The organism is Halobaculum magnesiiphilum, assembly GCF_019823105.1.
Taxonomy (GTDB): domain Archaea; phylum Halobacteriota; class Halobacteria; order Halobacteriales; family Haloferacaceae; genus Halobaculum; species Halobaculum magnesiiphilum.
In genome coordinates this window covers 420,644-439,457 of sequence record NZ_CP081960.1, presented here as the reverse complement: position 1 = coordinate 439,457, position 18,814 = coordinate 420,644, and the positions used below count along the sequence as shown (strand labels likewise).

Annotated in this window: 26 protein-coding genes and 4 pseudogenes; 14 read left to right on the top strand and 16 right to left on the bottom strand. The window is 57.7% G+C overall.

What is annotated here, in order from left to right; all coding sequences use genetic code 11:
- Window positions 1-41 precede the first annotated feature (41 nt).
- Window positions 42-806 carry a carbon-nitrogen hydrolase family protein gene (locus K6T50_RS18555; RefSeq protein ID WP_222609316.1) on the top strand — a complete coding sequence of 255 codons (765 nt, stop codon included), beginning with the start codon at window positions 42-44 and terminating at the stop codon, window positions 804-806.
- 423 nt (window positions 807-1,229) lie between these two features.
- Here the strand turns inward: K6T50_RS18555 and K6T50_RS18550 are convergent, their stop codons facing one another.
- The 3 genes from K6T50_RS18550 to K6T50_RS18540 are packed head-to-tail and all read right to left on the bottom strand — an operon-like array spanning window position 1,230 to window position 2,654.
- Entirely contained in the window at window positions 1,230-1,454 is a 225-nt protein-coding gene (locus K6T50_RS18550) for a HalOD1 output domain-containing protein (protein ID WP_222609315.1), read from the bottom strand.
- Between the two features lie 38 nt (window positions 1,455-1,492).
- Window positions 1,493-1,966: a DUF7344 domain-containing protein gene (locus K6T50_RS18545; RefSeq protein ID WP_222609314.1), complete on the bottom strand. Its 474-nt coding sequence runs from the start codon at window positions 1,964-1,966 to the stop codon at window positions 1,493-1,495.
- A gap of 28 nt (window positions 1,967-1,994) precedes the next feature.
- Window positions 1,995-2,654, bottom strand: a complete 660-nt coding sequence (locus K6T50_RS18540) for a helix-turn-helix domain-containing protein (RefSeq protein ID WP_222609313.1) — start codon at window positions 2,652-2,654, stop codon at window positions 1,995-1,997.
- A 223-nt stretch (window positions 2,655-2,877) separates the two neighbouring features.
- Between K6T50_RS18540 and K6T50_RS18535 the strand changes: the two genes are divergently transcribed.
- From K6T50_RS18535 to K6T50_RS18525, 3 genes are all read left to right on the top strand, one after another.
- Window positions 2,878-3,675, top strand: a complete 798-nt coding sequence (locus tag K6T50_RS18535; RefSeq protein WP_222609312.1) for a helix-turn-helix transcriptional regulator — start codon at window positions 2,878-2,880, stop codon at window positions 3,673-3,675.
- A 110-nt stretch (window positions 3,676-3,785) separates the two neighbouring features.
- Window positions 3,786-4,094, top strand: coding sequence for a hypothetical protein (locus K6T50_RS18530; protein WP_222609311.1), 309 nt, complete (start codon window positions 3,786-3,788; stop codon window positions 4,092-4,094).
- 51 nt (window positions 4,095-4,145) lie between these two features.
- Entirely contained in the window at window positions 4,146-4,619 is a 474-nt protein-coding gene (locus K6T50_RS18525; RefSeq protein ID WP_222609310.1) for a hypothetical protein, read from the top strand.
- A gap of 63 nt (window positions 4,620-4,682) precedes the next feature.
- Here the strand turns inward: K6T50_RS18525 and K6T50_RS18520 are convergent, their stop codons facing one another.
- The 5 genes and pseudogenes from K6T50_RS18520 to K6T50_RS19090 all read right to left on the bottom strand — a co-directional run.
- Entirely contained in the window at window positions 4,683-5,063 is a 381-nt protein-coding gene (locus tag K6T50_RS18520) for an SRPBCC family protein (protein WP_222609309.1), read from the bottom strand.
- On the bottom strand, window positions 4,999-5,931 hold the full coding sequence (locus K6T50_RS18515; RefSeq protein WP_222609308.1) for a DUF2339 domain-containing protein: 933 nt from the start codon (window positions 5,929-5,931) through the stop codon (window positions 4,999-5,001). Before K6T50_RS18515 ends, K6T50_RS18520 begins: the two co-directional genes overlap by 65 nt.
- Complete coding sequence (locus K6T50_RS18510; RefSeq protein WP_225935490.1) at window positions 5,932-6,219, bottom strand: cupin domain-containing protein; 288 nt, start codon at window positions 6,217-6,219, stop codon at window positions 5,932-5,934.
- Between the two features lie 157 nt (window positions 6,220-6,376).
- The gene (locus K6T50_RS18505) at window positions 6,377-6,637 is read right to left on the bottom strand and encodes an alpha-glucosidase C-terminal domain-containing protein (RefSeq protein WP_222609307.1); all 261 of its coding nucleotides are present in this window, start codon (window positions 6,635-6,637) and stop codon (window positions 6,377-6,379) included.
- A 142-nt stretch (window positions 6,638-6,779) separates the two neighbouring features.
- Window positions 6,780-6,845 (bottom strand): annotated as a pseudogene (locus tag K6T50_RS19090) (hypothetical protein); the annotation flags it as partial.
- Between the two features lie 323 nt (window positions 6,846-7,168).
- Here K6T50_RS19090 and K6T50_RS18495 point away from each other — a divergent pair.
- The gene (locus tag K6T50_RS18495; protein ID WP_222609306.1) at window positions 7,169-7,657 is read left to right on the top strand and encodes a DUF7344 domain-containing protein; all 489 of its coding nucleotides are present in this window, start codon (window positions 7,169-7,171) and stop codon (window positions 7,655-7,657) included.
- Window positions 7,654-7,989 carry a HalOD1 output domain-containing protein gene (locus tag K6T50_RS18490; RefSeq protein ID WP_222609305.1) on the top strand — a complete coding sequence of 112 codons (336 nt, stop codon included), beginning with the start codon at window positions 7,654-7,656 and terminating at the stop codon, window positions 7,987-7,989. The genes K6T50_RS18495 and K6T50_RS18490 overlap by 4 nt, the downstream gene beginning before the upstream one ends.
- A gap of 101 nt (window positions 7,990-8,090) precedes the next feature.
- On the opposite strand, the gene K6T50_RS18485 is transcribed toward K6T50_RS18490, so the two are convergent.
- From K6T50_RS18485 to K6T50_RS18475, 3 genes and pseudogenes are all read right to left on the bottom strand, one after another.
- Complete coding sequence (locus tag K6T50_RS18485; RefSeq protein WP_222609304.1) at window positions 8,091-8,408, bottom strand: RPA12/RPB9/RPC11 RNA polymerase family protein; 318 nt, start codon at window positions 8,406-8,408, stop codon at window positions 8,091-8,093.
- A gap of 194 nt (window positions 8,409-8,602) precedes the next feature.
- Entirely contained in the window at window positions 8,603-8,785 is a 183-nt protein-coding gene (locus K6T50_RS18480) for a DUF5786 family protein (protein WP_222609303.1), read from the bottom strand.
- Window positions 8,786-8,861: 76 nt separating this feature from the next.
- Window positions 8,862-9,266, bottom strand: a pseudogene (locus tag K6T50_RS18475) (ribonuclease J); the annotation flags it as partial.
- A 134-nt stretch (window positions 9,267-9,400) separates the two neighbouring features.
- On the opposite strand from K6T50_RS18475, the gene tnpA reads away from it, so the two are divergent.
- Together tnpA and K6T50_RS18465 are read left to right on the top strand one after the other, a co-directional pair.
- On the top strand, window positions 9,401-9,781 hold the full coding sequence (tnpA, locus tag K6T50_RS18470) for an IS200/IS605 family transposase (protein WP_222609302.1): 381 nt from the start codon (window positions 9,401-9,403) through the stop codon (window positions 9,779-9,781).
- A complete protein-coding gene (locus tag K6T50_RS18465) occupies window positions 9,778-11,052 on the top strand; it encodes an RNA-guided endonuclease InsQ/TnpB family protein (protein WP_222609301.1) in 1,275 nt (424 codons plus the stop codon). The genes tnpA and K6T50_RS18465 overlap by 4 nt, the downstream gene beginning before the upstream one ends.
- Before the next feature lie 47 nt (window positions 11,053-11,099).
- Here K6T50_RS18465 and K6T50_RS18460 read toward each other — a convergent pair whose 3' ends face one another.
- Window positions 11,100-11,756, bottom strand: a complete 657-nt coding sequence (locus K6T50_RS18460) for a DUF7504 family protein (RefSeq protein ID WP_222609300.1) — start codon at window positions 11,754-11,756, stop codon at window positions 11,100-11,102.
- Window positions 11,757-12,465: 709 nt separating this feature from the next.
- Here K6T50_RS18460 and K6T50_RS18455 point away from each other — a divergent pair.
- On the top strand, window positions 12,466-13,056 hold the full coding sequence (locus tag K6T50_RS18455; RefSeq protein WP_222609299.1) for a DUF7342 family protein: 591 nt from the start codon (window positions 12,466-12,468) through the stop codon (window positions 13,054-13,056).
- Between the two features lie 3 nt (window positions 13,057-13,059).
- On the top strand, window positions 13,060-13,542 hold the full coding sequence (locus K6T50_RS18450) for a toxin-antitoxin system TumE family protein (protein WP_222609298.1): 483 nt from the start codon (window positions 13,060-13,062) through the stop codon (window positions 13,540-13,542).
- A 276-nt stretch (window positions 13,543-13,818) separates the two neighbouring features.
- On the opposite strand, the gene K6T50_RS18445 is transcribed toward K6T50_RS18450, so the two are convergent.
- The gene (locus K6T50_RS18445) at window positions 13,819-14,010 is read right to left on the bottom strand and encodes a hypothetical protein (RefSeq protein WP_222609297.1); all 192 of its coding nucleotides are present in this window, start codon (window positions 14,008-14,010) and stop codon (window positions 13,819-13,821) included.
- A 156-nt stretch (window positions 14,011-14,166) separates the two neighbouring features.
- Between K6T50_RS18445 and K6T50_RS18440 the strand changes: the two genes are divergently transcribed.
- Window positions 14,167-14,526 carry a MarR family transcriptional regulator gene (locus tag K6T50_RS18440; protein ID WP_222609296.1) on the top strand — a complete coding sequence of 120 codons (360 nt, stop codon included), beginning with the start codon at window positions 14,167-14,169 and terminating at the stop codon, window positions 14,524-14,526.
- Window positions 14,523-14,863, top strand: a pseudogene (locus tag K6T50_RS19045) (GNAT family protein). Before K6T50_RS18440 ends, K6T50_RS19045 begins: the two are co-directional and overlap by 4 nt.
- 444 nt (window positions 14,864-15,307) lie before the next feature.
- Here K6T50_RS19045 and K6T50_RS18435 read toward each other — a convergent pair.
- From K6T50_RS18435 to K6T50_RS18425, 3 genes are all read right to left on the bottom strand, one after another.
- The gene (locus K6T50_RS18435) at window positions 15,308-16,102 is read right to left on the bottom strand and encodes a nucleotidyl transferase AbiEii/AbiGii toxin family protein (protein WP_222609295.1); all 795 of its coding nucleotides are present in this window, start codon (window positions 16,100-16,102) and stop codon (window positions 15,308-15,310) included.
- Complete coding sequence (locus tag K6T50_RS18430; RefSeq protein ID WP_222609294.1) at window positions 16,099-16,932, bottom strand: type IV toxin-antitoxin system AbiEi family antitoxin domain-containing protein; 834 nt, start codon at window positions 16,930-16,932, stop codon at window positions 16,099-16,101. Before K6T50_RS18430 ends, K6T50_RS18435 begins: the two co-directional genes overlap by 4 nt.
- Before the next feature lie 160 nt (window positions 16,933-17,092).
- Window positions 17,093-17,998, bottom strand: a complete 906-nt coding sequence (locus K6T50_RS18425) for an ADP-ribosylglycohydrolase family protein (protein ID WP_222609293.1) — start codon at window positions 17,996-17,998, stop codon at window positions 17,093-17,095.
- Between the two features lie 246 nt (window positions 17,999-18,244).
- On the opposite strand from K6T50_RS18425, the gene K6T50_RS18420 reads away from it, so the two are divergent.
- Together K6T50_RS18420 and K6T50_RS18415 are read left to right on the top strand one after the other, a co-directional pair.
- Window positions 18,245-18,475 (top strand): hypothetical protein, encoded by a 231-nt coding sequence (locus tag K6T50_RS18420; RefSeq protein WP_222609292.1) that lies wholly within the window; start codon window positions 18,245-18,247, stop codon window positions 18,473-18,475.
- Window positions 18,476-18,484: 9 nt separating this feature from the next.
- A pseudogene (locus tag K6T50_RS18415) lies at window positions 18,485-18,756 on the top strand (PIN domain-containing protein); the annotation flags it as partial.
- Window positions 18,757-18,814: the final 58 nt, after the last annotated feature.

Below are 18,814 nucleotides of genomic sequence, written 5' to 3'. Positions count from 1 at the left end.
CAACACGAGATGTTCGAGCGACATGACACAGGTGGCCCGGTATGACACCGCGCGTCGCCGCGTGTCAGTTCGAACCAGTTGTGGACAGTCTCGACGCGAACTACGACCGCATCGAGACGCTGACCGAGCAGGTGAACGCGGACCTCGCCGTGTTTCCAGAGCTGTGCGTGACAGGGTACGATCTGTCTGTGGCACGGAAGCGGGCGACACCGGTCCCCGGTGAACTGACGTCGCCCTTGATTGACATCGCCTCCCGGACCGACACCGAACTCGTCGTCGGCCTCCCTGAGCGCGACGGTGACGCACTGTACAACGTGTTCGTCCTCGTCGACGGTAGCGGCGTGCAGGCAACCTACCGGAAGCGCTACCCCTGGGGCGACGAGCCGAGTGTGTTCGACACCGGGACTGGCCCAGTTGTTGCTGACACGAGCGTTGGTCGCATCGGGTTCCTTCTGTGCTACGACCTCAATTTCCCCGAACTGGCATTGGAATACGCCGAACGGGACTGTGACGTGCTCGCTGTCGGTGCTGCGTGGCGGACCTCGTTCCGCGGCGACTGGCGACTCCTCCTGCGGTCGCGAGCGCTCGACGGTCCCTGTTACACGATTGGCGCAAACCACGTGGGCGATCAGCGTGGACGCGAACATGCCGGCGAGAGTCTCGTAGCCGGGCCGAAGGGCGAGGTACTCGTGGAGACAGGAACGGCGTCCGACGCAGCCGTCACGACGGTTGACTCCTCGGAGCTTGACGCCGCAATGGAGCGAAACCCAGTTCGCGAGACTCGACAGGAGTTGTCGTCCGAGTAAGTGAACAACGCTGACCCCTGTAACTGCGCTCTGCACGATCATCGCTACTGCAGACTCATCACGACCAATATCTCGACGGAACAGCTGTTGGTCTCACAGACGAGTGTTGAGTTCCGCCGTTCACTCGCCTCACCGCAGGAGCGCCAGTCGCGAGTCGTGCAGGAGAAGTCGACCAGGGCCACTTCGTAGCCGGCGGCCTCGAGCGCGTCAACGAGGCGATGGCGGTCGACTGGGAGCAGTCCCGTTCCGACCTCGAAGCTACCGCCGCGTCAGTCACGCAGGTACCAAAGTCGATTGGTTTGTTCGATAATCACAGATAAGAGTTACCGCTCCGAGACGTGTTCTACAGGTGAATAGGACAAGTGTCTCAAGGCTTGGTCCGTGGAATGAAGCCGACGAAAGAACTATTAGGAATTTTACAGCTCAATGTATCTCGATGTTGCCTGCTGGAGACACACTCACCGTATATCCACAAAATCCAAATCTAAGAACCGCGTTCGAATTTTCGTCGTTTTCTTCTAAAGACTCTATCAACTGATTTAACGCATCAGGATCGACCACGTCGCCCAGTGTACAATCCAGTTCAGTCGGATGCATGTCTTCTTTATCCGCGACTTTCTGGACAATCTGAACACTGTACCCGCTCATAGCATTCCCTAATACATTCGTCAAAGCGACGTTGGTATCTATGTTTGTTTACCAACTGATACTGACACGTCGAGAACGTTGCCAGACGTCGTGACGATCAGTTCCTCCAGGGTATGAGAGATCGCAACGGTATCACTGTCCCTGTCCCAGTTCACTAACCCGACCTCATCGAGCATCGGAAGATGGATGTGGAGAAGAGCCACATGTGTATCCGATTGCTGGCTGGTAGAGATGCCCGACGAGTCGTCACCGTGTTCGAGGGCTGCTATTTCAGTCGCAACTTGAGAGATTGGGATCGGCTCTGGCAGATCGGCCAAATACCGGAGTATTCTACGTCGTTCCCGGTTTGCCAGCGTTTTGTAGAGCGCGTCCAACAGGTCGTCCCCGCTGAGCCGCGAAAGTGGTCTTGTCCCACTCATGGCTACATTTGTCGTCGGCGTATCTCTGCTAAAGTCGAACCCTTGTGCAGTAAAGCAGGTTAAATTCAGAGGCACAGAGAGTCTCCCGTTCATAAATACGTGACTCGCCGGTTCTCCACCCTCAGAAGTCAAACGACGACTGCCCGCGCATAATGGCTCGCAACACCTTGTTCGTTGCGCGGCGGACACGCTCCGACACCGCCTGTTCCGAGATGTCGAGTTGCTCAGCTAACTCCTTGTAGGTGACTTCTCGTGGGATTTCGAAATATCCGTATTCGACTGCCAGCGATAGCGCTTCGTACTGGGGTTTTGTGAGTGCGTAGCTTTTTTCGAAGTACTGGGAATCGGTCAGTGCTGAGACGCGTTCTAGACTATACTCGATACCGTGTGCGGTACAATATTCGTTGAATTCGGCCAGTCCTTTGTGATCCTCGAACCTGATCTCGAAGGTCCAAACATCATTACTGCGTGCCTTCAGAATTGTTGCTGTCGTTTCTGCGATCCCCGCAATGAGCTGTTCTGTAGGGTCCTCCCACTCGATTTTGTACAATGCCTGGTTGTCAACCTGATCAACAGCAATGATCGATTTGACGTTTCGATGGTCTTGCATTGCACTGACGAACTCGTCCAAATCTTCACCATACCCCCAGATGTACGGCATAATCCGATTGCCGGTTGGAACGACCCGCTCTATTTCTACAGCGAGATTGGGGAACTCCGCGATGATCCTCCCTAGCAAAAACTGATCTGCCTCGATGGAGAATTCGGCTATGACACTCATATTACCACTACTGGATACCCTCTGATAATCGCTTGTACCGACAATTGCTCCGTTGGAACGGACTCCCCTATTTTAAAACAGTTCTTGTAAAATATGCATCACCTTCCTACCAGTCATTTCGGCATCTACGCGATGATACTATGGATGCGCCAGGGCCAGTTATCTGAACACCGCCTGTTGATTCAACGCAACCGACATAAGGGTTGTTAACGTATGACATACAATGACGGATCCACTCGACCAGATTCAGTATCTTGTGATGTCGAAAAACCGCGTGCGGGTGCTCGAATACTTGAGCGAAGCGCCGGCCGATCGCGAGGAACTCAGCGAGCAACTGGACATCCCCCGATCAACGCTCAGCCGAGTTCTCACCGGCTTGGAAGCACAAAACTGGATCTCACAACACGGTTCGGATTGCAACAGTACGCCGTTGGGCGCGGTCCTCGCCGACGAGTTCACATCGCTCAAGGAGGCCGTTGAGACGATGCAGCACCTCGAAGACGTGATCGACTATCTACCAGTGGACGAGACCGATTTCGAGTTGAACCGGCTCCGCGACGCGACGATTACGACGCCGACCCAAACCGATCCGGGTGCTCCGGTCCGACGAGCTCGGGAACTATTACACGAAGCTAACGAGTTCCGGTTTCTCACCAACACGGTCGTGTCTCCCCTCGTAGAGACCCTCCGGGAGCAAACCGTCCAGGGGGAGCTCACTCTCGTCGGCGTGATAACCGGGGACCTCCTCGATGCCGTCAGTGACTCGCCAGAGTTCCGCGAACGGACACGGGAAATGATCGAATCGGGGAGCGCCGAGTTCTATCGCTACGACGGCAGCGTTTCGCAGACGCTTGGGGTCGCGGACGAGACGGTGGCGGTGATTACGCAGATCGATCGGGATGGGAACCAGCGTGCCCAGTTCGAAACTGATGACCGGTACGTGTGTTCGTGGGTTGTGTCGACGATCGAGGAGCATCGCCGTGAGGCCGAGCAAATACGCGCCAACACCCTCGCAGAGTGATGGCGTCCTGTTCCGGGTGCCTGTCCACGATGTGAACTGAATCCACCTAGTGGAATCGTTGCAGCGGGAATCGTTACCGTCTCACCTGCGCTACTCCTCGCTGGGCACTCATGCCGACCTACGAAGTCACCTATACGTTCGATGGTCACTACACAGGGACGCCAACAGAGGTGATCGAACGGTCATTCGAAACACTGGCCGACCTGCAGGCCCAAACGAACGAAATCACGCACCTCGGTGGGACAGTCACGCTCAGTGCAGACGGGACGATATCCGAAGGCACATCCCGGTATGCTGCGCCGACGGAAGGCCATGTGGGCTGGCTCGCCGTCCGTGCACGCCTCCCGATTGGCGGTATTCGCCGGGTCGAATCCCCGAGTACTGACCCGAACCGTGTCGCGGGAGAGATCACGATCTGAGAGAGCGCACACTCACATGATAGCGACCCACGTACTTGGGGCCATACTCCAGTGATCACCGAGCCGAAACTGCGACAGGGAGCGATACTGATAGCCGCCACTGGATGTGGGATCGTCGGGTACGGTTTGACCTTCCTGTACACCGCCTACTTGGGGACCGAATTCGAGTTGGGTGTGGACACCCTCGGTGGCGTCACGAGAACCGATCTCGAAGCGAGCAACCCGGAGATGCTTCATTATATGGACCACCTGCACGTCGGCCTCGGTGGTCTCCTCGTCGCGCTCGGCATCACACTGATCGCCCTCGGCTGGTACGGGATCCAACGTGGATACCGATGGGCGGTGACGACGAGTCTCGGTATCGCGCTGATCGCTCTCGCGACGAACGTTCTGGTTCACTACCGCCCAGGGTTCGGATACGACTGGGTGATCCATATCGCGCCGAGCCTACTGGTCACTCTCTTAGTCCTCGTCGGGGGAGTACGGGCCTACCAGGGATTGCAGTCCATCGCGGGCCGCTCGTGACCGAGAACTCGGGTGACCGTTTCAGCGACGCCCACTCGGCGTGTGACGAAACCGTTCACGGCGTCACCTCGCCCGCTCCTCGCCGATTCGCTTGAAGTTCGGGAGGATCATCTCGTCGAAGTCCCGCTGCATCCTCCGTTTCATCACGGTGCGTTCGAGGACGTACCCCAGCGGTTGGAACGCCGGAAGTGCCCGGTAGCGCACGACCTGCGTGTAGCGGGTCGTCTCCTCGTCGATCGCCTCCGTGAGTACGTCGAGTTCGGCCTCGAGTTCGCCGCCCTCGTGGTAGTGGACGATCCGGTTCGGCGGCTCGAAGGCCGTGATCTCCCAGCGGTAGGTGTCCTCCGTGAGGCCGGGCTCGGCCCGCTCGATGTAGACGCTACCCTTCCCCGAGGGGACCGTCGTCCTCCCACCACGTCTCGTACACCCAGTTGATCCCCTCAACGAACGTCCCCGGATCGGTCGTAACCTCCCACACGGTCTCGATCGGCGCGTCGATTTCGATCGTCGATTCGACGCGCATGAACCCGTTGTCGCGTCCCCGCTCGACGGCTGCGACGAACCCGAGGCCCCAGCCGACGGCCAGGCTACCCCAAACCGGACCGGCGCTCGACGCCAGGCCGGGGAAGGCGACCGAACTCGCCCCGAGGTAGACGGCGAGGACGCCGGCAGTCCACGCCGCGAACCGCCAGTCACGCCTCCGAAGAACCGCCGACGTCCCCATGACGAGGACGAAGACGGCGATCAGAGCCATGGATCCGTAATGGACCAGCGCGGCGTGGTCGTCGACGACCGTGTACTGCTTTGCGACCTGGTCACTCGCATATACCAACAACGGAACGACGGCGGCACTCACGAGCCCTGACGGCACCCGATCGACCGATTGCACGCGCCGGATCTTCAGGATCGACCGGCCGGCCGGATGGAGCGCAACGACGACGACTCCGAGGACAGTAAAGAGGATCGGCATCGTCGCGATCGGCGAGTTCGTCGAGATCGCGACGACGGCGAGCGGTGCCATCACGAGCGCCGGTACGATGGCTGCAGTGACACGCCTGTCGGGCCTGTAGAGCTGGACTGCGAGTCCGAGGATCGCAATCCAGATCAGCGCAAAGAGATTCAGATCGTGGAACCGGTGACTACCGGTATCGACGACCCACGCTGTGGCGGCCAGTGGTAAGAGGTCGCGCATGAGGACGGCGTAGAGCCCGAGTGTCCCCACGACCACGGTGTAGAATGCACCCCGTCGAACTGAGATGCGGTTCGACAGCCTCCCGCCGAACTCCCGCCGAGACTCCTCGTTCGTTGTCATCTAACTCACCGTCGCGTCGTCCACGTCGAGCGGCGGCCCGACCATTTCGATACCGTAGGGTTCGAGTATCGGGAGCATCCGATCGATGTCGGACTCGTCCTCGACGGGGCTCTGTTCTGCTGCCGCCTCGAGGTATCGCCAGTGGTTCCCCGGCGTATAGATGAACAGGACGCGGGCGGGATCGTCGCCCGAGTTCCGGTAGGTGTGTGGAACCTCACGAGGAGCCATCGCGTACCCGCCTGACGTGAGTGTGTGACGTTCGTCTTCGAGCTGAACGGTTGTGAACAGTGTTTTCTTAATAGTGTTGGTTGGGGTGGAATATCCGCCTTGCTATCGACGGTGGCTTGTATAGGAGTTGTCGGCTGTATCCCCGCCCTGAAGGGGGGGTTTTTAGCCCTTGAAACTTCCATAATCCGGTCCCGGAGCTGGTCGTGTTGCTTGCGGTTCACCCCGCGGGCAGAATGACCGCGTTTTCCACGTAGACACCGCCCTCCGAAGCGACGCGCTCGCCGCGGAGTCGGTCACTCGCCTCGGTACGCTCCCCTGGCAGTCCGACCTCCTCGGGTTCGTGGCCGAAGTTCAACACGACGACGACCCGCTCGCCGTCGCTCTCGCGGGCGTAGGCCACGACGTTCTCGGAGGTCGACTCCACCTGTACTTCTTCGAAGTCGGCTCGATAGCCGAGCGCGTCGAACTCGCCACGCACCCGACCGAGCTGTTAACTTTAATAGAACGCCAGCAGGTCCTCGTCGGCGTCTTCCTGGTGGATTTTCCCGCGCCCCCCAGTGCTCACCGATCTCCTGGCCGGCGTATATCATCGGCGCGCCGGGGAGCGTGAACGACGCTGTGGCGGCTGCTTCGACGCCGTGGCGACCGGGCGTTTCGACGTAGCGATCCTCGTCGTGGTTCTCGATGTAGGTCAGGAACCCGGCGTGGTTCGGGAAGCCGATCCGGTACCGGCTCTCGAGCGACTGGTATATCTGCTCGGCCGGCTTCTCGCCGGCTCCGATCTGGGTGAGGTGGCTCTGTTGAAATCCTATATTTCAGATACTTTATGTCTGAAACAGCCGGTCGCTGAAGAGTGCATTTCTATCATCGTCTGACTCACCACTAGCCTCAGGTGGTCTCTTGCAGATTGGCTGTAATCTATCTTTTACGAAGTAATTATTAATAATATATTTCCTAGATATATATTCTCAGGCCCTAGAATTATGAGTCTAGCTCGGTAAGTGGGAATATGGTTTCTGAGAGAGGCCAGTCGGAGGATGACGATCTAAATGAGTCGAGCCCCTCAGACAGCGATATCGCCACTGGTGATGGCCGGGTATCTATCGACCCGGCCATCCTGGAGTTAGATCACGTTTTTTCGGCGTTGAGCAACCCAAGACGGCGATATGTCATGTACGCCCTCGCAGAGAACTCTGAATGGATTCTCGATGCCTTGGCGACAAAACTGGCGGCGTGGGAGGAGGACGTAGACGAAGCGACCGTTGACGCCAACCGTCGCGACCGGGTCTACGTTTCGCTGTATCACACGCACGTCCCGAAACTCGTTGACGAGGACATCGTCGCGTTCGATTCCGAGACCGAGACCATAACCCGGGCGGAACATGCCGAACAGGTCCTTGCTATGCTTGCGGGCGCAGGCGGAAGTCTCGACCACGCACAGGAACATCACGCCGGCCGTGCGTACGACAGCGACCCAGGTACTGACCGTAATTCATGAGCGAGCGGAACGATTCTGACCCTACTACTGGAAAGCAGACAGAGTATCACGTGGTCGAACAGCGAGCGTACGACCCGGCGGACGGTTCCGACCTGACGACCGTCATCATCGAGGCAGTCGCCACCGCCGACGGTGTGGAGAAGACGAGCATCAGAGAGCCACCGTTGTACGAAGTCGTTGATATCGCCGCCGTCAAAGACGCGCTGTTCGGGGGGACGGAACCCAACATTCGTGGTGCGACCGGTTCCAGTTTCGACTTCGAGTACCGCAGGTATCGTATCACCGTCCGCGGGGACGGGTGGGTTCAGGTCGCCGAACCAGCCCAGGGATAGTTTCCCTGCATATACCGGCGACTCTCTGTGCGCCTCACGGGAACGGCTGATGGAATCGATAGAGGAACGCTGCGAATTGAGTTGTTCGGGTACCCGGGGAGTCAGGACTCACGCCACCTGTGGCCGCACTCGACGCAGGTGAACAGCCGAACTTCGTAGGAGCCGCCCGGCTTCGGTATCATCTCGTAGTCGGCCCGGTCGCTGTCGCAGCCGTCCGCAGGACAGGACTCTTGCATCGTCTCGGTGGAGCTCCGGGTCGCGTCGGCCACGGTGGGCGCCCCGTCGTCCCGCTGTCCGTCTTTGGTCGTCATCGCCGCTTCCGCTTGCGAGTCCCGAAGCTCCTCGTTCTCACAGGCGCGACACACCCACGTGTCGCCCTCCGTGTGCATCATCGAACCACACCCGTCACAGAATCGCATATACTGTAGGAATGTACGGGTGTCGGATATATGTGTTAACTTCCGATCCGTCGAAGTTTCAGGCACCTTCTCTTGCTGCCTGCATTGAGTTTTCGAAGCGGTAATCTGCAACCGTTGATCTTGCCCGACATCAATGGCGTGTTGCCTGAGAGAGGAACTCAAAATTGTAGTTCCACGAAGAACTACTCAGTTCCTCACTCGTCGTCTTCCGACTTCATGTCCTTCAATTGGGAGACGAGATCGTCGGTCGAGGCTCCCGCTTCGAAGCGAGCTTCTCCTTCGTGATCGTTTTCATGCACGTCGACTCCCTCCGAATCGTCGTCCGTTTCTACCTCGTGGTTCTGCTGCTCGGACTCATCGTAGCTTCCAAAACCCATACTCGTGTGTTCGGAGTCTTTCTCATAAAATCCACTGACTTCCGGACAGAAGGGCAATCAACCGGTACGTTGGCGCCTACACGAGTTGGAGGATATTCCCGTTGGCAGTGACGTGAACGTCCCTGCCGATCTTGTATCCCTTACCGGCTGCGAGGGAGACGTAGCTCGAAAATCCAGTCATGTCTTGGTGGGCGGGAATCACGTGCTGTGGTTGAAGCGCATCGAGCATCTCGTAATGGCCCTCTTGTGAGAGGTGGCCGGAGACGTGAACGTCGTCGTAGATGCGTGCACCCTGCATCTTCAGGAGACGCTCGGACTGGTAGCGTTGCCCCTCGTTCGTCGGTTCCGGGATTACTCGCGCCGAGAAGATCACCTTGTCCCCTTCGTCGAGGTCGTAGGGTGTCTCCCCACGTCCCATTCGCGTGAGCATTGCACGCGGTTCGCCTTGATGACCAGTGACGACCGGGAAGAAGTTCTCTTTACGGAAAATTCGAGGCGAAAGCCTCGCCCTTCAGGGCGGGGATGAAGCCGACCAACAGTATTCAACCGCCGACAATGGCACAGACGGGGTTACAACGTAGTCTTTAACACGTCTGTCCGTGATAGTATACATAGATGGTAAAGAGTACTCGTCATGCGAAATACGAACTCTACTACCACATAGTGTTCGTGCCGAAATATCGGCGTTCGCACCTGACGGGGACGACGAAGGAACGTCTCGAAGCCATCTTCGCGGAAATCTGTGAAAATAAAGACCTCGAACTGGCCGAGTCCGAGGTCATGCCCGACCACGTACACCTGTTCATCGGGAGTCCGCCCAAGAACGCCCCCTCACTCATCGTCAACTGGGTTAAGGGGATTTCGGCGCGAAAGTACAATCAGCGGTACGACGACCGCGTGAAGTGGACTCGTTCGTACTACGTCGGTACGGCGGGGAGCGCCTCGAAGGGCGCTGTCGAACAGTACATTGCTGAACAAGAGGGCGATGACGAATGAAACGCGTCAACACCTTCGAGGTGGTTCCACAGACCGAGAACGACAAAGAGTGTCTTCTGCGGCTACTCGACGCCTCCGCCTCTCTGTGGAACGAACTCACCTATGAACGTCGTCAGAACTACTTCGGTGACGGCGACGTGTGGGACACTTCCGAGTACCGTGGACAGTACAACGGTGTCGTCGGAAGCGCGACTGTTCAACAGGTCACGCGCAAGAACAGCGAAGCGTGGCGCTCGTTCTTTGCCCTCACGGAGAACAGCGAGGACGCCAACCCGCCGTCGTACTGGGGCAACGGGGAGGACGGACGCGAACTCCGCACCTACATCCGCAACAACCAGTACACAATTGAGTGGGGCAAGCGTAGCCGTCTCGAAATTCCTGTTGGGCAAGAACTGAAAGATGAATACGGACTCGGCTACCATGAACGACTTCGCCTCGAAGTCCGAGGCAACCCGAAGTGGGACGGCAAACAGGGTCGTCTGGAACTTGAGTACGACGAGGTGAGCGACACGTTCAGGGCTTTCCAACCAGTCACCGTACCTGATTCTCGACTGGATTCACCACTGGCTTCTCACGAAGCCGCCCTTGACGTTGGCGCGAACAATCTTGTCGCCTGCTCCACGACTACTGGAAACCAGTACCTCTACGACGGTCGGGAGTTGTTCGGACGGTTCCGCGAGACGACAGACGAGATCGCCCGCCTACAGTCGAAACTCCGAGAGGGACGCTACAGTTCCAAGCGGATTCGACAGTTGTACCGACAGCGGACGAAGCGCCGTGACCACGCACAGAACGCGCTGGTGCGCGACCTCGTTGAACGGCTGTACGACGAGGGTGTGGCGACGGTGTACGTGGGTGATTTGACCGACGTGTTGGAAACGCACTGGTCGGTCAGGGTGAACGAGAAGACGCACAACTTCTGGGCGTTCAAGAAGTTCATCCACCGCCTCGCGTGCGTCTGTGAGGAGTACGGCATCAGTCTCGAAGTTGAGTCGGAAGCGTGGACGAGTCAGACATGTCCCGAGTGTGGTGACCACGAGGAGACGGTTCGCCACGGGGATACGCTGACGTGTCCATGTGGATTCGAGGGGCATGCCGACCTCACGGCGTCAGAGACGTTCCTTCGAGAAAATAGCGATACGGAAGTCAGGCCGATGGCACGGCCCGTGCGATTCGAGTGGGACGACCACAACTGGTCGGGGAAACCACACCCTCACGACAGTCCCAAAGAAGCGCGCACAAACCCGCAAGTTGCCTCCGTGGGTCGGTAGCCGAACCCCCAACGGAGGAATCCTCGCGCTTTAGCGCGGGGAGGATGTCAATTTTCGGTTGTTTCTGTTGTGGCCGACCCGCGCCGACCGTCGGTCGATTCATACTCGAATGAAATTTCCTCCGGCGTCGAAGACGATACCCAGAGGATTCCATCGGCGTGTTCTGCGAGCGCTGACAGCGTGTCCTCATCGTGGGCGGTATAGTCGAGGCCGAACAAGGAGAGTCCAGTTCGGGTACGAAGCCCGCTGATCCGATCAAGAACTCGACTGACACGGTCAGTCGACGCGGTAGCGAGGATGGGCGTAAGCGATCGGATGAGTAGGTGTCGACGTTCGTGTGACCCATTTGGATCCTGCGACAGTTCCGAGAGCGCCATCACCAACCGCTCTAGATCTCCGGCAGAGGGTGTAAACACTACAGGTGTCTCCCTGTATGGCGCTGAGAGAGACTGACCTTCTGAGACTGTATCGACGATCCGGAGCGCGGGACCACCCAAGTCCGTGGTGAGTTGCTTGTATCGGTTCTCCGTGCGGGCCACACTTTCGGTCGTCGTGACGACGAGTGCGGTGTCGGCGGGTCCTCCTTCTTGACTCAAAATCCGGAGTCCTACCGCGTTCTCGGTCGGAGAACCTGGGGACGCGATGATGACGGTCGATCCCTCGCTGAGGCTCTCCGGAAACGAATCGAGTCGACGGCTACTCATGCATCAGATAGTTAACTATTACCTGTCCGCCCTGCACCTCCACGGACGCGAAACGGGGAATGTCCCATTGGCAGGGGATGACAGATCTACTCAAGAAAATACGGGTACTCACACCCGGGGCACGGTTTGAAATGGAGGGTTTCGCTCTGTTCTGTCGGAACCACTGTCGTTCAGTGCCGGGTTCTTCAGTGATGAGGTCGGTCCCGCAGTTCGAACGGGAGATGGCTAGTTCGTTCATATGTGGATTCTGAGGTGCACTCGATCCCGTCGAAGGAACCCGACGGTACCGCGACCGGGTCGGCATCCGGCACGGCGCATCTCAGAGCAGTGCCATCGATGGACGCCTTGACAGCGGCGGACCGATGGGTGAGCAAAGAAGGGACCGAGGATTATCCTCGCGATTAGCTTTGAGTGGCTGCTGCAAATGTGTTTCGCTGTGACGCGGCCGTCGTCCAGGAAATCGATACTGAACGCCATCTAGGTCTCTCTGATGTTCGAGCCGCCGATAAGCTGTGGCGTGTCGTTTCCTGACTTCAACGTATGGCCCCAAGAACGACTCTACTGGTGTTTTCTAACCGTTTGTCTGTTCTCCGTTATCTCTGAACGATATCAGGAATTCACCTTTGTGGATTCAGCCGGTGTACTCACCATCGGGAGGAATATAGGAATTTGCCAAAGAACTATGTTCCTCTGAGACGTGCGTTTCTATATGACCGACCGAAACCCACCAGATGAGTTTGCAGACGTCAACGAATCGGTTGGTGAGGAATGGGAAGCAGAAACAACACCCTATGAGCGCATTCGACACGTCGTTGCGCATACGTACAGCCCCGTCTCAGCTGATGCCGTAGCTGACGATGCACGGACGGCTCCAAAGACCGCACGAAAGCACCTGAACACACTCGCAGACGAGGGGTTTGTCGAGACGACACCCGGCGAACAGGGTGGCACGCTCTATCGGCGCTCCCCTGAATCACTCGTCGTCGAACAGGCTGCCGACATTCTTGAGCACGTCTCGACCGATGAACTCGTCACCCGAATTCAGGAGATGCGCGAGCAGCTCACCGAGTATCGGTCCGAATTCGGTGTTGATTCCCCCGAAGAATTGGCGGTCAACCAGACGAACCAGGCGCTCAGCGAGACCGGATCCCCACAGGACGAGATCGACCCAGAGACCATTCGTGAGTGGAAGACGCTCCGTCGGAATCTCGCATTTGCGAACGCCGCCCTCTCGATCGGCAACGCCGAGCAATTCGTCGACAGTGACCGTCGGTCGACTGACGACAGCGTCCCTGCCTGAGTAATGCGGGATTCTCCTGACCAAGCCGAAACCCATACTCTTCGGGGGGCTACGGATCGACCGGCGCTACTGACGATTCGTGACGTCGTCGAGGAGATGGAACCGCTCGCAACAGCTGAACTCGACGACTTTCTCAATCCATCCGTCCTCGAAGTCGTGCTTGACGACGGACTGTGTGCGGCCGATGAGGCCCGAATCGACATCAAGTGGACGACACGAGATGATTACAAGCTCCACTATACGGACACGGAAGGTGTGAATCTGCGCTGGGGAAAGCACCCACACGCAGGAGACTACATCCACGTCTCCGGATTAGAACACTATCACCCACCGCCCGATGCGAGTTCTGATCCAGACGAGGTCGAAGCGTCTTGTATCACACAGTCTCCCGAAGAGTTAGTCACTCGCGCCGTCCTCAAACTCTGGCGGGTCGCCTACCACACGGACTCGTATGAGCCGTTAAATACAGGTCGTAACCCGCCGTAGGAACCAATCCGAGTGCTTTCCTCCACGAACCCCCCACTGAGAAGCGATTTCTTCAAGCGATAGGCTCCAGCGACTTCATCGAGAAATCTGACTTTGAGCAATACCGTTCTGCAATATCTATCAACTCTCGAGTTCGTCGGACATCGGCGACGTTGTGGATGATGAGTGGCTCGTAGGCGCCCTCCTTCCATGCGGTGACACGGTGCTAGCGGAAGCCCACTCTTTCAGGGGTGGGTGCAAGCGATAGGTACAGACGGTTAATTGAATAGAGCGTTCTCAAGAGGGATTTTTTGGATAAAACCGAGTGTATCCTTCATACAGGAGGGTCAGCGGAATAAGGATAATGAGTGCGTAGATGAGATACCACGAAAGGAGTGCAGCAAGTTGTGATTCTACGAATACTGCGAAGAACTGTGAGACTATGAGAAGGGCGACCGTGAGGACGAGGGTCTTTACGGGGAGCTGCATGCACAGTATTCCGTCGGGGTTCTCAAATTCTTTTGGTACGTTCGCAGCTCCTTCCTATCAGTTGTTTCAGCAGCGACGCGACGATACTATGGATGCATCAGAGCCAGTGATTCAACAGTCCAAACAGCCATGTCCAAACAGTACCAACACTCACTCATGTCGAGCGGCACCATCGATATCGACGAGTTTGAGGACGCCGATCCCGACGAATTCGAAGGGCGGACTGACACCGAGCGCATCGTGCTGTTTCTCGATGAAAACGACGACCGGGCGTGGAAGGCGGCGACAATCGCAGCAGAACTTGAACTGGATACCGACGCCGTCAGTGCGATTCTCTCACGACTCAAAGAACGCGGGCTCGTCCGACACAAGCGTCCGTACTGGGCGATAACGGACGATGAAGAGCGGCTGCAAGCTGCCTACCGGCTGCACGAGCATCACGAGACTGCAGCCGAGCAGTATGGCGAGGAGCAACTCGAAGAGCTCCAGACCGACGACATGGAGCGGGTGCAGTGACCGCGTTCGATGACCTCGAACGCGGCGACATCATCTGGGAGACTGACCCACTCTCCGAGAAGGGTCGCCCAATGCTCATCTTGGGAGCCCACGGTTCCCAGCCCACGGCGTCCAACTCATCACCGTCTTGATCTCTTCGAAGACCTATCACGAGGAATCGCTCACGCTCCACGATGACGACTACGCGGGTGAGCCACTCGCGAAACGAAGTCACGTCCTCCCGTGGTCGCTCGCGACGCTCAACAGCTCTGCAGGCGTTGAATATCATCTGACCTCGCTTGTCGACGAACGGATAGCGGACGTGGCAACGCAAACGGTCGGCTACATCTCTTCGTGAGCGGAATCTACTTTCACCCGTCAGCGACTCCGATATGCGCTATTGACAGTTCGTACGGAACTGCTGTGGAACGGCATTCGACCATACCAAAAGCCGGATCTCGATGCGGTCTGACCCCCTGGACTACTTCACTCTAGATGGCTGAGGCATATCCCCTCTTGCAGTCTTTCACTGTCTGTGATCACCGATACGAGACCCCGGCGTGAATCGTCGCCGGGGTCCGAACCACGGGGCGGCTGGCTCGATAGGGCCGCTACGACGGCCGAGACGCCGGTCGAACGCGGTCAAGACCATTGATGAACTCGCCGACGAACAATGCCCTGTCTGTGAAGCTGGAACGGTTTTTCGCCGAAGACACCGGCGCATTAACATAGAAGAGCGGTACGATGTGGCCGAGAGCGAACACGCCCGGACACTCGGTCCTGCCGTCGCCCATTTCCGGAACTAGCGTTGCTGCTCGTCTACTAGCGAATCGACGTAATCTTCGAGTGTGTCATACACGGGACCGAACTCGGGGAGGTCTGCAACCAAATCGGGAAGCGTGTTCTGCCAGCCGTCACGAATCTCATTCCGTTTCTCTCCGGGAAGCCCTTCCCGAAGGTCAATGTCCAGGCCGTCGTGTTCACACTTCCGCGTGAATGCCGGAAGAATATCCGAGTCATCAACGTCAGCCTCCGTAAGCATCCGATACAGGTCGTAGTAGTCACGCGCCTGTGACCGCTGATAGAGCGCTCGCAACTTCTCTGCGAAGATTTCCTCCAGACTGTACGCGGTCAACTCGAATTCCGGGACATCCTCGTAGCTGTGATGATGATGGACCGAGTCAAACGCCACGTATTCATCGATCATCACGTCCAGACTTGTCGTGTTCTTGTGACCGAGCACAGCGTCGTACTGAATATCGATATCAACGTAGTGCGTCGGATACGCTTCTTTCTGCAGTTCGCGGTGTTTGGTCACCTCGAAGTCGATGGTCGCGTCTTCCAATGTGCTTTGCAACTCCGCTTCGCTCCCGTGATACTCTCCATCGACACCGAAATCGAGGTCTTCCGAGTAGCGCCACGTCTCTGGGAAATACAACTTGCTGAGCGCAGTGCCGCCCTTGAACAGCAGGTTGTCTCCGTAGGGACTCGTGTAAATCGCCCACAGAATCCACGAATTGACGTAGTTCTTCTCCGCGTACCCAAGTCGAACATCCAGCTGTCTGGCCAGCCGTCGGAGTTGCGCTTCGGAAATCATGAGAAGTCACCAGGGAGGAACGATTCGGGGTCAACATTTAGGCGGAGTTGGTACGTGCTATCCCGGGTTCCCGTCGCTTCTCTCGTCGGGTCGAGCAGCGGGTACCCGGTCGTGAAGTTCTCGACGAGGTCCCGGTACTCCGGAAGATCGATGCCCAACTGATCGGCGAGGTACACGAGTCGTTTCGTTGCAGCGCCGTTCCCAACCCGCCGCAGGTACTCGACGATGCGTTCCCACGAACAGTGTGTGTCGACAGCGTTCTGCATTGCCTTCGTAAGCTCGCTGATACCCCCGCAGAACTCCGGATGGTCGGCACAATCGACCAGTGTCTTTTCGATACTCGAAATGTTCACCTTGTTCGACCCGACCGCAGTCGGTTGATACCCGAAGAACTTCTGCTCCGTGACCGTCACCGGACGATACGTAACCCCGTGGATTTCACGTTCCTGGGCGCGCTCTGTCGTCACGACATACACCGTGCGGGACATCTGCTCCGTCAGCCCGTGGTGATTCAACGCACTCCAGTACCCGATGTACATCGGCTCTACGAGTGCTGACGCGATCACGAACTCGTGTGCGGTATACACGGCGTTCTCACCCGCAGCGAGCGGAAGAATCAGATATTTCCCGTGCGCGATCCGCTCAAGCCACCCTTTCTCCTTAAGCGCATACGCCATGTCCTTGGCTGACTTCTGCGGAATGTCAAGCGCGTCCGCGATGTCACTAATACTGATGACCTGCCGGTTCTCGCTTGCGAGCTGTGACAGTGCCTGCGACTCACGCGTCGACAGGCTCTTCCGTTGAGTCTCTTCGTCGTTTGTTGACTTCATAGCCGCTCAGCGTACATAGAGTCTAAATCTCCCTCGGGATAAAGGTGGTCGTTGAGAGTCATTTTGATGAAAGTCGTCTTCACAGCCGCTCAGAATACATAGACTCTAAATATGTCTTCGACACCGACACAAAACAGGAGTGTTCCTTCCGTCACCTGTATCATACCGCCGCGAGTCGCTCGGCCAGCGTTTCGAGTTCGTCGGTCTCGTCGATAACACTCAGCCATCGATCCGGAAGCTGTGACGCCCCGAACCGCGCGCCAGCGACTGCACCCGCGATCGCCCCAATCGTATCCGTATCACCGCCACGATTCACCGCCGTCACAATCGCGTCCTCGGCACTCTCCGCGACGAGGCCATCGTGGAGTGCCGTCTGCAGTGAATGCACGACATACCCTGACGTTTCCAGCGTGTCGGGCGACTCACCACGAGCGACCGGTTCGAGCGCCGCCACGAGCTCGCCAGGCGCGTCTGCACCGACGTAGTCGAGGGCATCCTGCAACGGCGCGTCCGAGTCGTCGAGGAGGCCAGCCACTGTGAGATTCAGGACAGCGCAGCCTTCAGTACACCGCGGGTCAGCATGCGTGATCTGCGAGGACTGCCGGCTCACTTCGGCGAGTCGATCCCACGCCGTCATGTACGGGATGGCGAGCGGTGGACACCGCATTACACTCCCGTTCCCCGCGTTCTGCCCTTCCGGACTGTTCTCCCACACGTGCTGACCTGCCTCGTCCCACGCGTCGCCGCGTTTGAGCCGGGTGAGCGACCGCCTCGTCATGCCTCCAATGTCGAACGGGCCACTGTCGTACCACGCGACGAACCGCTCAGCGACATCCGCCGGATCGAACGCTTGGTGTTCGACGAGACTCTGCGCGATGCACAGCGCCTGCTCGGTGTCGTCCGTAATCGTCCCCGCCGGCTGATTCCACGTGCCGTGCCCGACCATCTCGTCAAGTCGTCCGTGCTCAGCGCTAATCTCCGACGCAGACGCAAACTCAACTGGCCGGCCAAGCGCATCCCCACACGCCAATCCAAGAACAACACCGCGCGCCCGATCCAAATCCATACGTCACCAACGACCACCACTGCGAAAAATGTCGGGTGAGTTGAGTATCTAGGATAGCCGCTCAATTTTCTCTTTATCAGCAGCTGTGAGCAGATCACTCTCGTGTTCCTCCCCGAGATCACCGACGTTCTGCAGTCTTCTGTTCGAGTGGCGATCGATTCCCCTTGGAGGCTGTCAGGCGGCCAAAATCAGCGGATCTGAGATACACCGGAAAGCACAGGAATCTGTGTATTCATATATTTCTGTATGCCTACGATCACCGTCAACGTAGACGACGCCCTCAAAGAGCGAATGGAGAACCACCCCGAGATCAACTGGAGCGAAGTCACGCGCCAAGCCATTCAAGAGAAGGTCGAGACACTGGAAGTTATGGACGAACTCACCAGCCGGAGTGACCTCACCGAGGGCGACGTCCATGAAATCGCCCAGAGGATCAACGAAAGCGGGCGCAGGCGTGTTGACGAGGAATCAGCGTAGACACGACGAATGAAGCTGGTCATCGACGCCAACGTCGCCATCTCTGCACTCATCGCCGATTCGAAACGCGGGAACTCATCGTCACGCTCGAGCCTGACCTGCTGACACCTGCCTTCGTCCACGACGAAATCAGGACCTACCAAGATCTGATCGTGGAGAAGTCCGGGCTGGAGCCGGACCGAATCGCACAGTTCATCGATCTTCGGTTCCAGTCCATCGACACCGTTCCAGCCGAGGAGTTCTATCCCGCTATCGACAGAGCACCTGAAGCACCCACAGATCAGATCTGCTGAGCGCGGTGTCGGATCCGGTCTGATCTGTATCTGATTTCGGTCGGAT

Coding starts and splice junctions, on each gene's coding strand:
- K6T50_RS18555 (WP_222609316.1), top strand. CDS start 42: ATGACACCGCGCGTCGCCGCGTGTCAGTTCGAACCAGTTGTGGACAGT.
- K6T50_RS18550 (WP_222609315.1), bottom strand. CDS start 1,454: ATGAGCGGGTACAGTGTTCAGATTGTCCAGAAAGTCGCGGATAAAGAA.
- K6T50_RS18545 (WP_222609314.1), bottom strand. CDS start 1,966: ATGAACGGGAGACTCTCTGTGCCTCTGAATTTAACCTGCTTTACTGCA.
- K6T50_RS18540 (WP_222609313.1), bottom strand. CDS start 2,654: ATGAGTGTCATAGCCGAATTCTCCATCGAGGCAGATCAGTTTTTGCTA.
- K6T50_RS18535 (WP_222609312.1), top strand. CDS start 2,878: ATGACGGATCCACTCGACCAGATTCAGTATCTTGTGATGTCGAAAAAC.
- K6T50_RS18530 (WP_222609311.1), top strand. CDS start 3,786: ATGCCGACCTACGAAGTCACCTATACGTTCGATGGTCACTACACAGGG.
- K6T50_RS18515 (WP_222609308.1), bottom strand. CDS start 5,931: ATGACAACGAACGAGGAGTCTCGGCGGGAGTTCGGCGGGAGGCTGTCG.
- K6T50_RS18495 (WP_222609306.1), top strand. CDS start 7,169: ATGGTTTCTGAGAGAGGCCAGTCGGAGGATGACGATCTAAATGAGTCG.
- K6T50_RS18490 (WP_222609305.1), top strand. CDS start 7,654: ATGAGCGAGCGGAACGATTCTGACCCTACTACTGGAAAGCAGACAGAG.
- K6T50_RS18485 (WP_222609304.1), bottom strand. CDS start 8,408: ATGCGATTCTGTGACGGGTGTGGTTCGATGATGCACACGGAGGGCGAC.
- K6T50_RS18480 (WP_222609303.1), bottom strand. CDS start 8,785: ATGGGTTTTGGAAGCTACGATGAGTCCGAGCAGCAGAACCACGAGGTA.
- tnpA (WP_222609302.1), top strand. CDS start 9,401: ATGGTAAAGAGTACTCGTCATGCGAAATACGAACTCTACTACCACATA.
- K6T50_RS18465 (WP_222609301.1), top strand. CDS start 9,778: ATGAAACGCGTCAACACCTTCGAGGTGGTTCCACAGACCGAGAACGAC.
- K6T50_RS18460 (WP_222609300.1), bottom strand. CDS start 11,756: ATGAGTAGCCGTCGACTCGATTCGTTTCCGGAGAGCCTCAGCGAGGGA.
- K6T50_RS18455 (WP_222609299.1), top strand. CDS start 12,466: ATGACCGACCGAAACCCACCAGATGAGTTTGCAGACGTCAACGAATCG.
- K6T50_RS18450 (WP_222609298.1), top strand. CDS start 13,060: ATGCGGGATTCTCCTGACCAAGCCGAAACCCATACTCTTCGGGGGGCT.
- K6T50_RS18445 (WP_222609297.1), bottom strand. CDS start 14,010: ATGCAGCTCCCCGTAAAGACCCTCGTCCTCACGGTCGCCCTTCTCATA.
- K6T50_RS18440 (WP_222609296.1), top strand. CDS start 14,167: ATGTCGAGCGGCACCATCGATATCGACGAGTTTGAGGACGCCGATCCC.
- K6T50_RS18435 (WP_222609295.1), bottom strand. CDS start 16,102: ATGATTTCCGAAGCGCAACTCCGACGGCTGGCCAGACAGCTGGATGTT.
- K6T50_RS18430 (WP_222609294.1), bottom strand. CDS start 16,932: ATGAAGTCAACAAACGACGAAGAGACTCAACGGAAGAGCCTGTCGACG.
- K6T50_RS18425 (WP_222609293.1), bottom strand. CDS start 17,998: ATGGATTTGGATCGGGCGCGCGGTGTTGTTCTTGGATTGGCGTGTGGG.
- K6T50_RS18420 (WP_222609292.1), top strand. CDS start 18,245: ATGCCTACGATCACCGTCAACGTAGACGACGCCCTCAAAGAGCGAATG.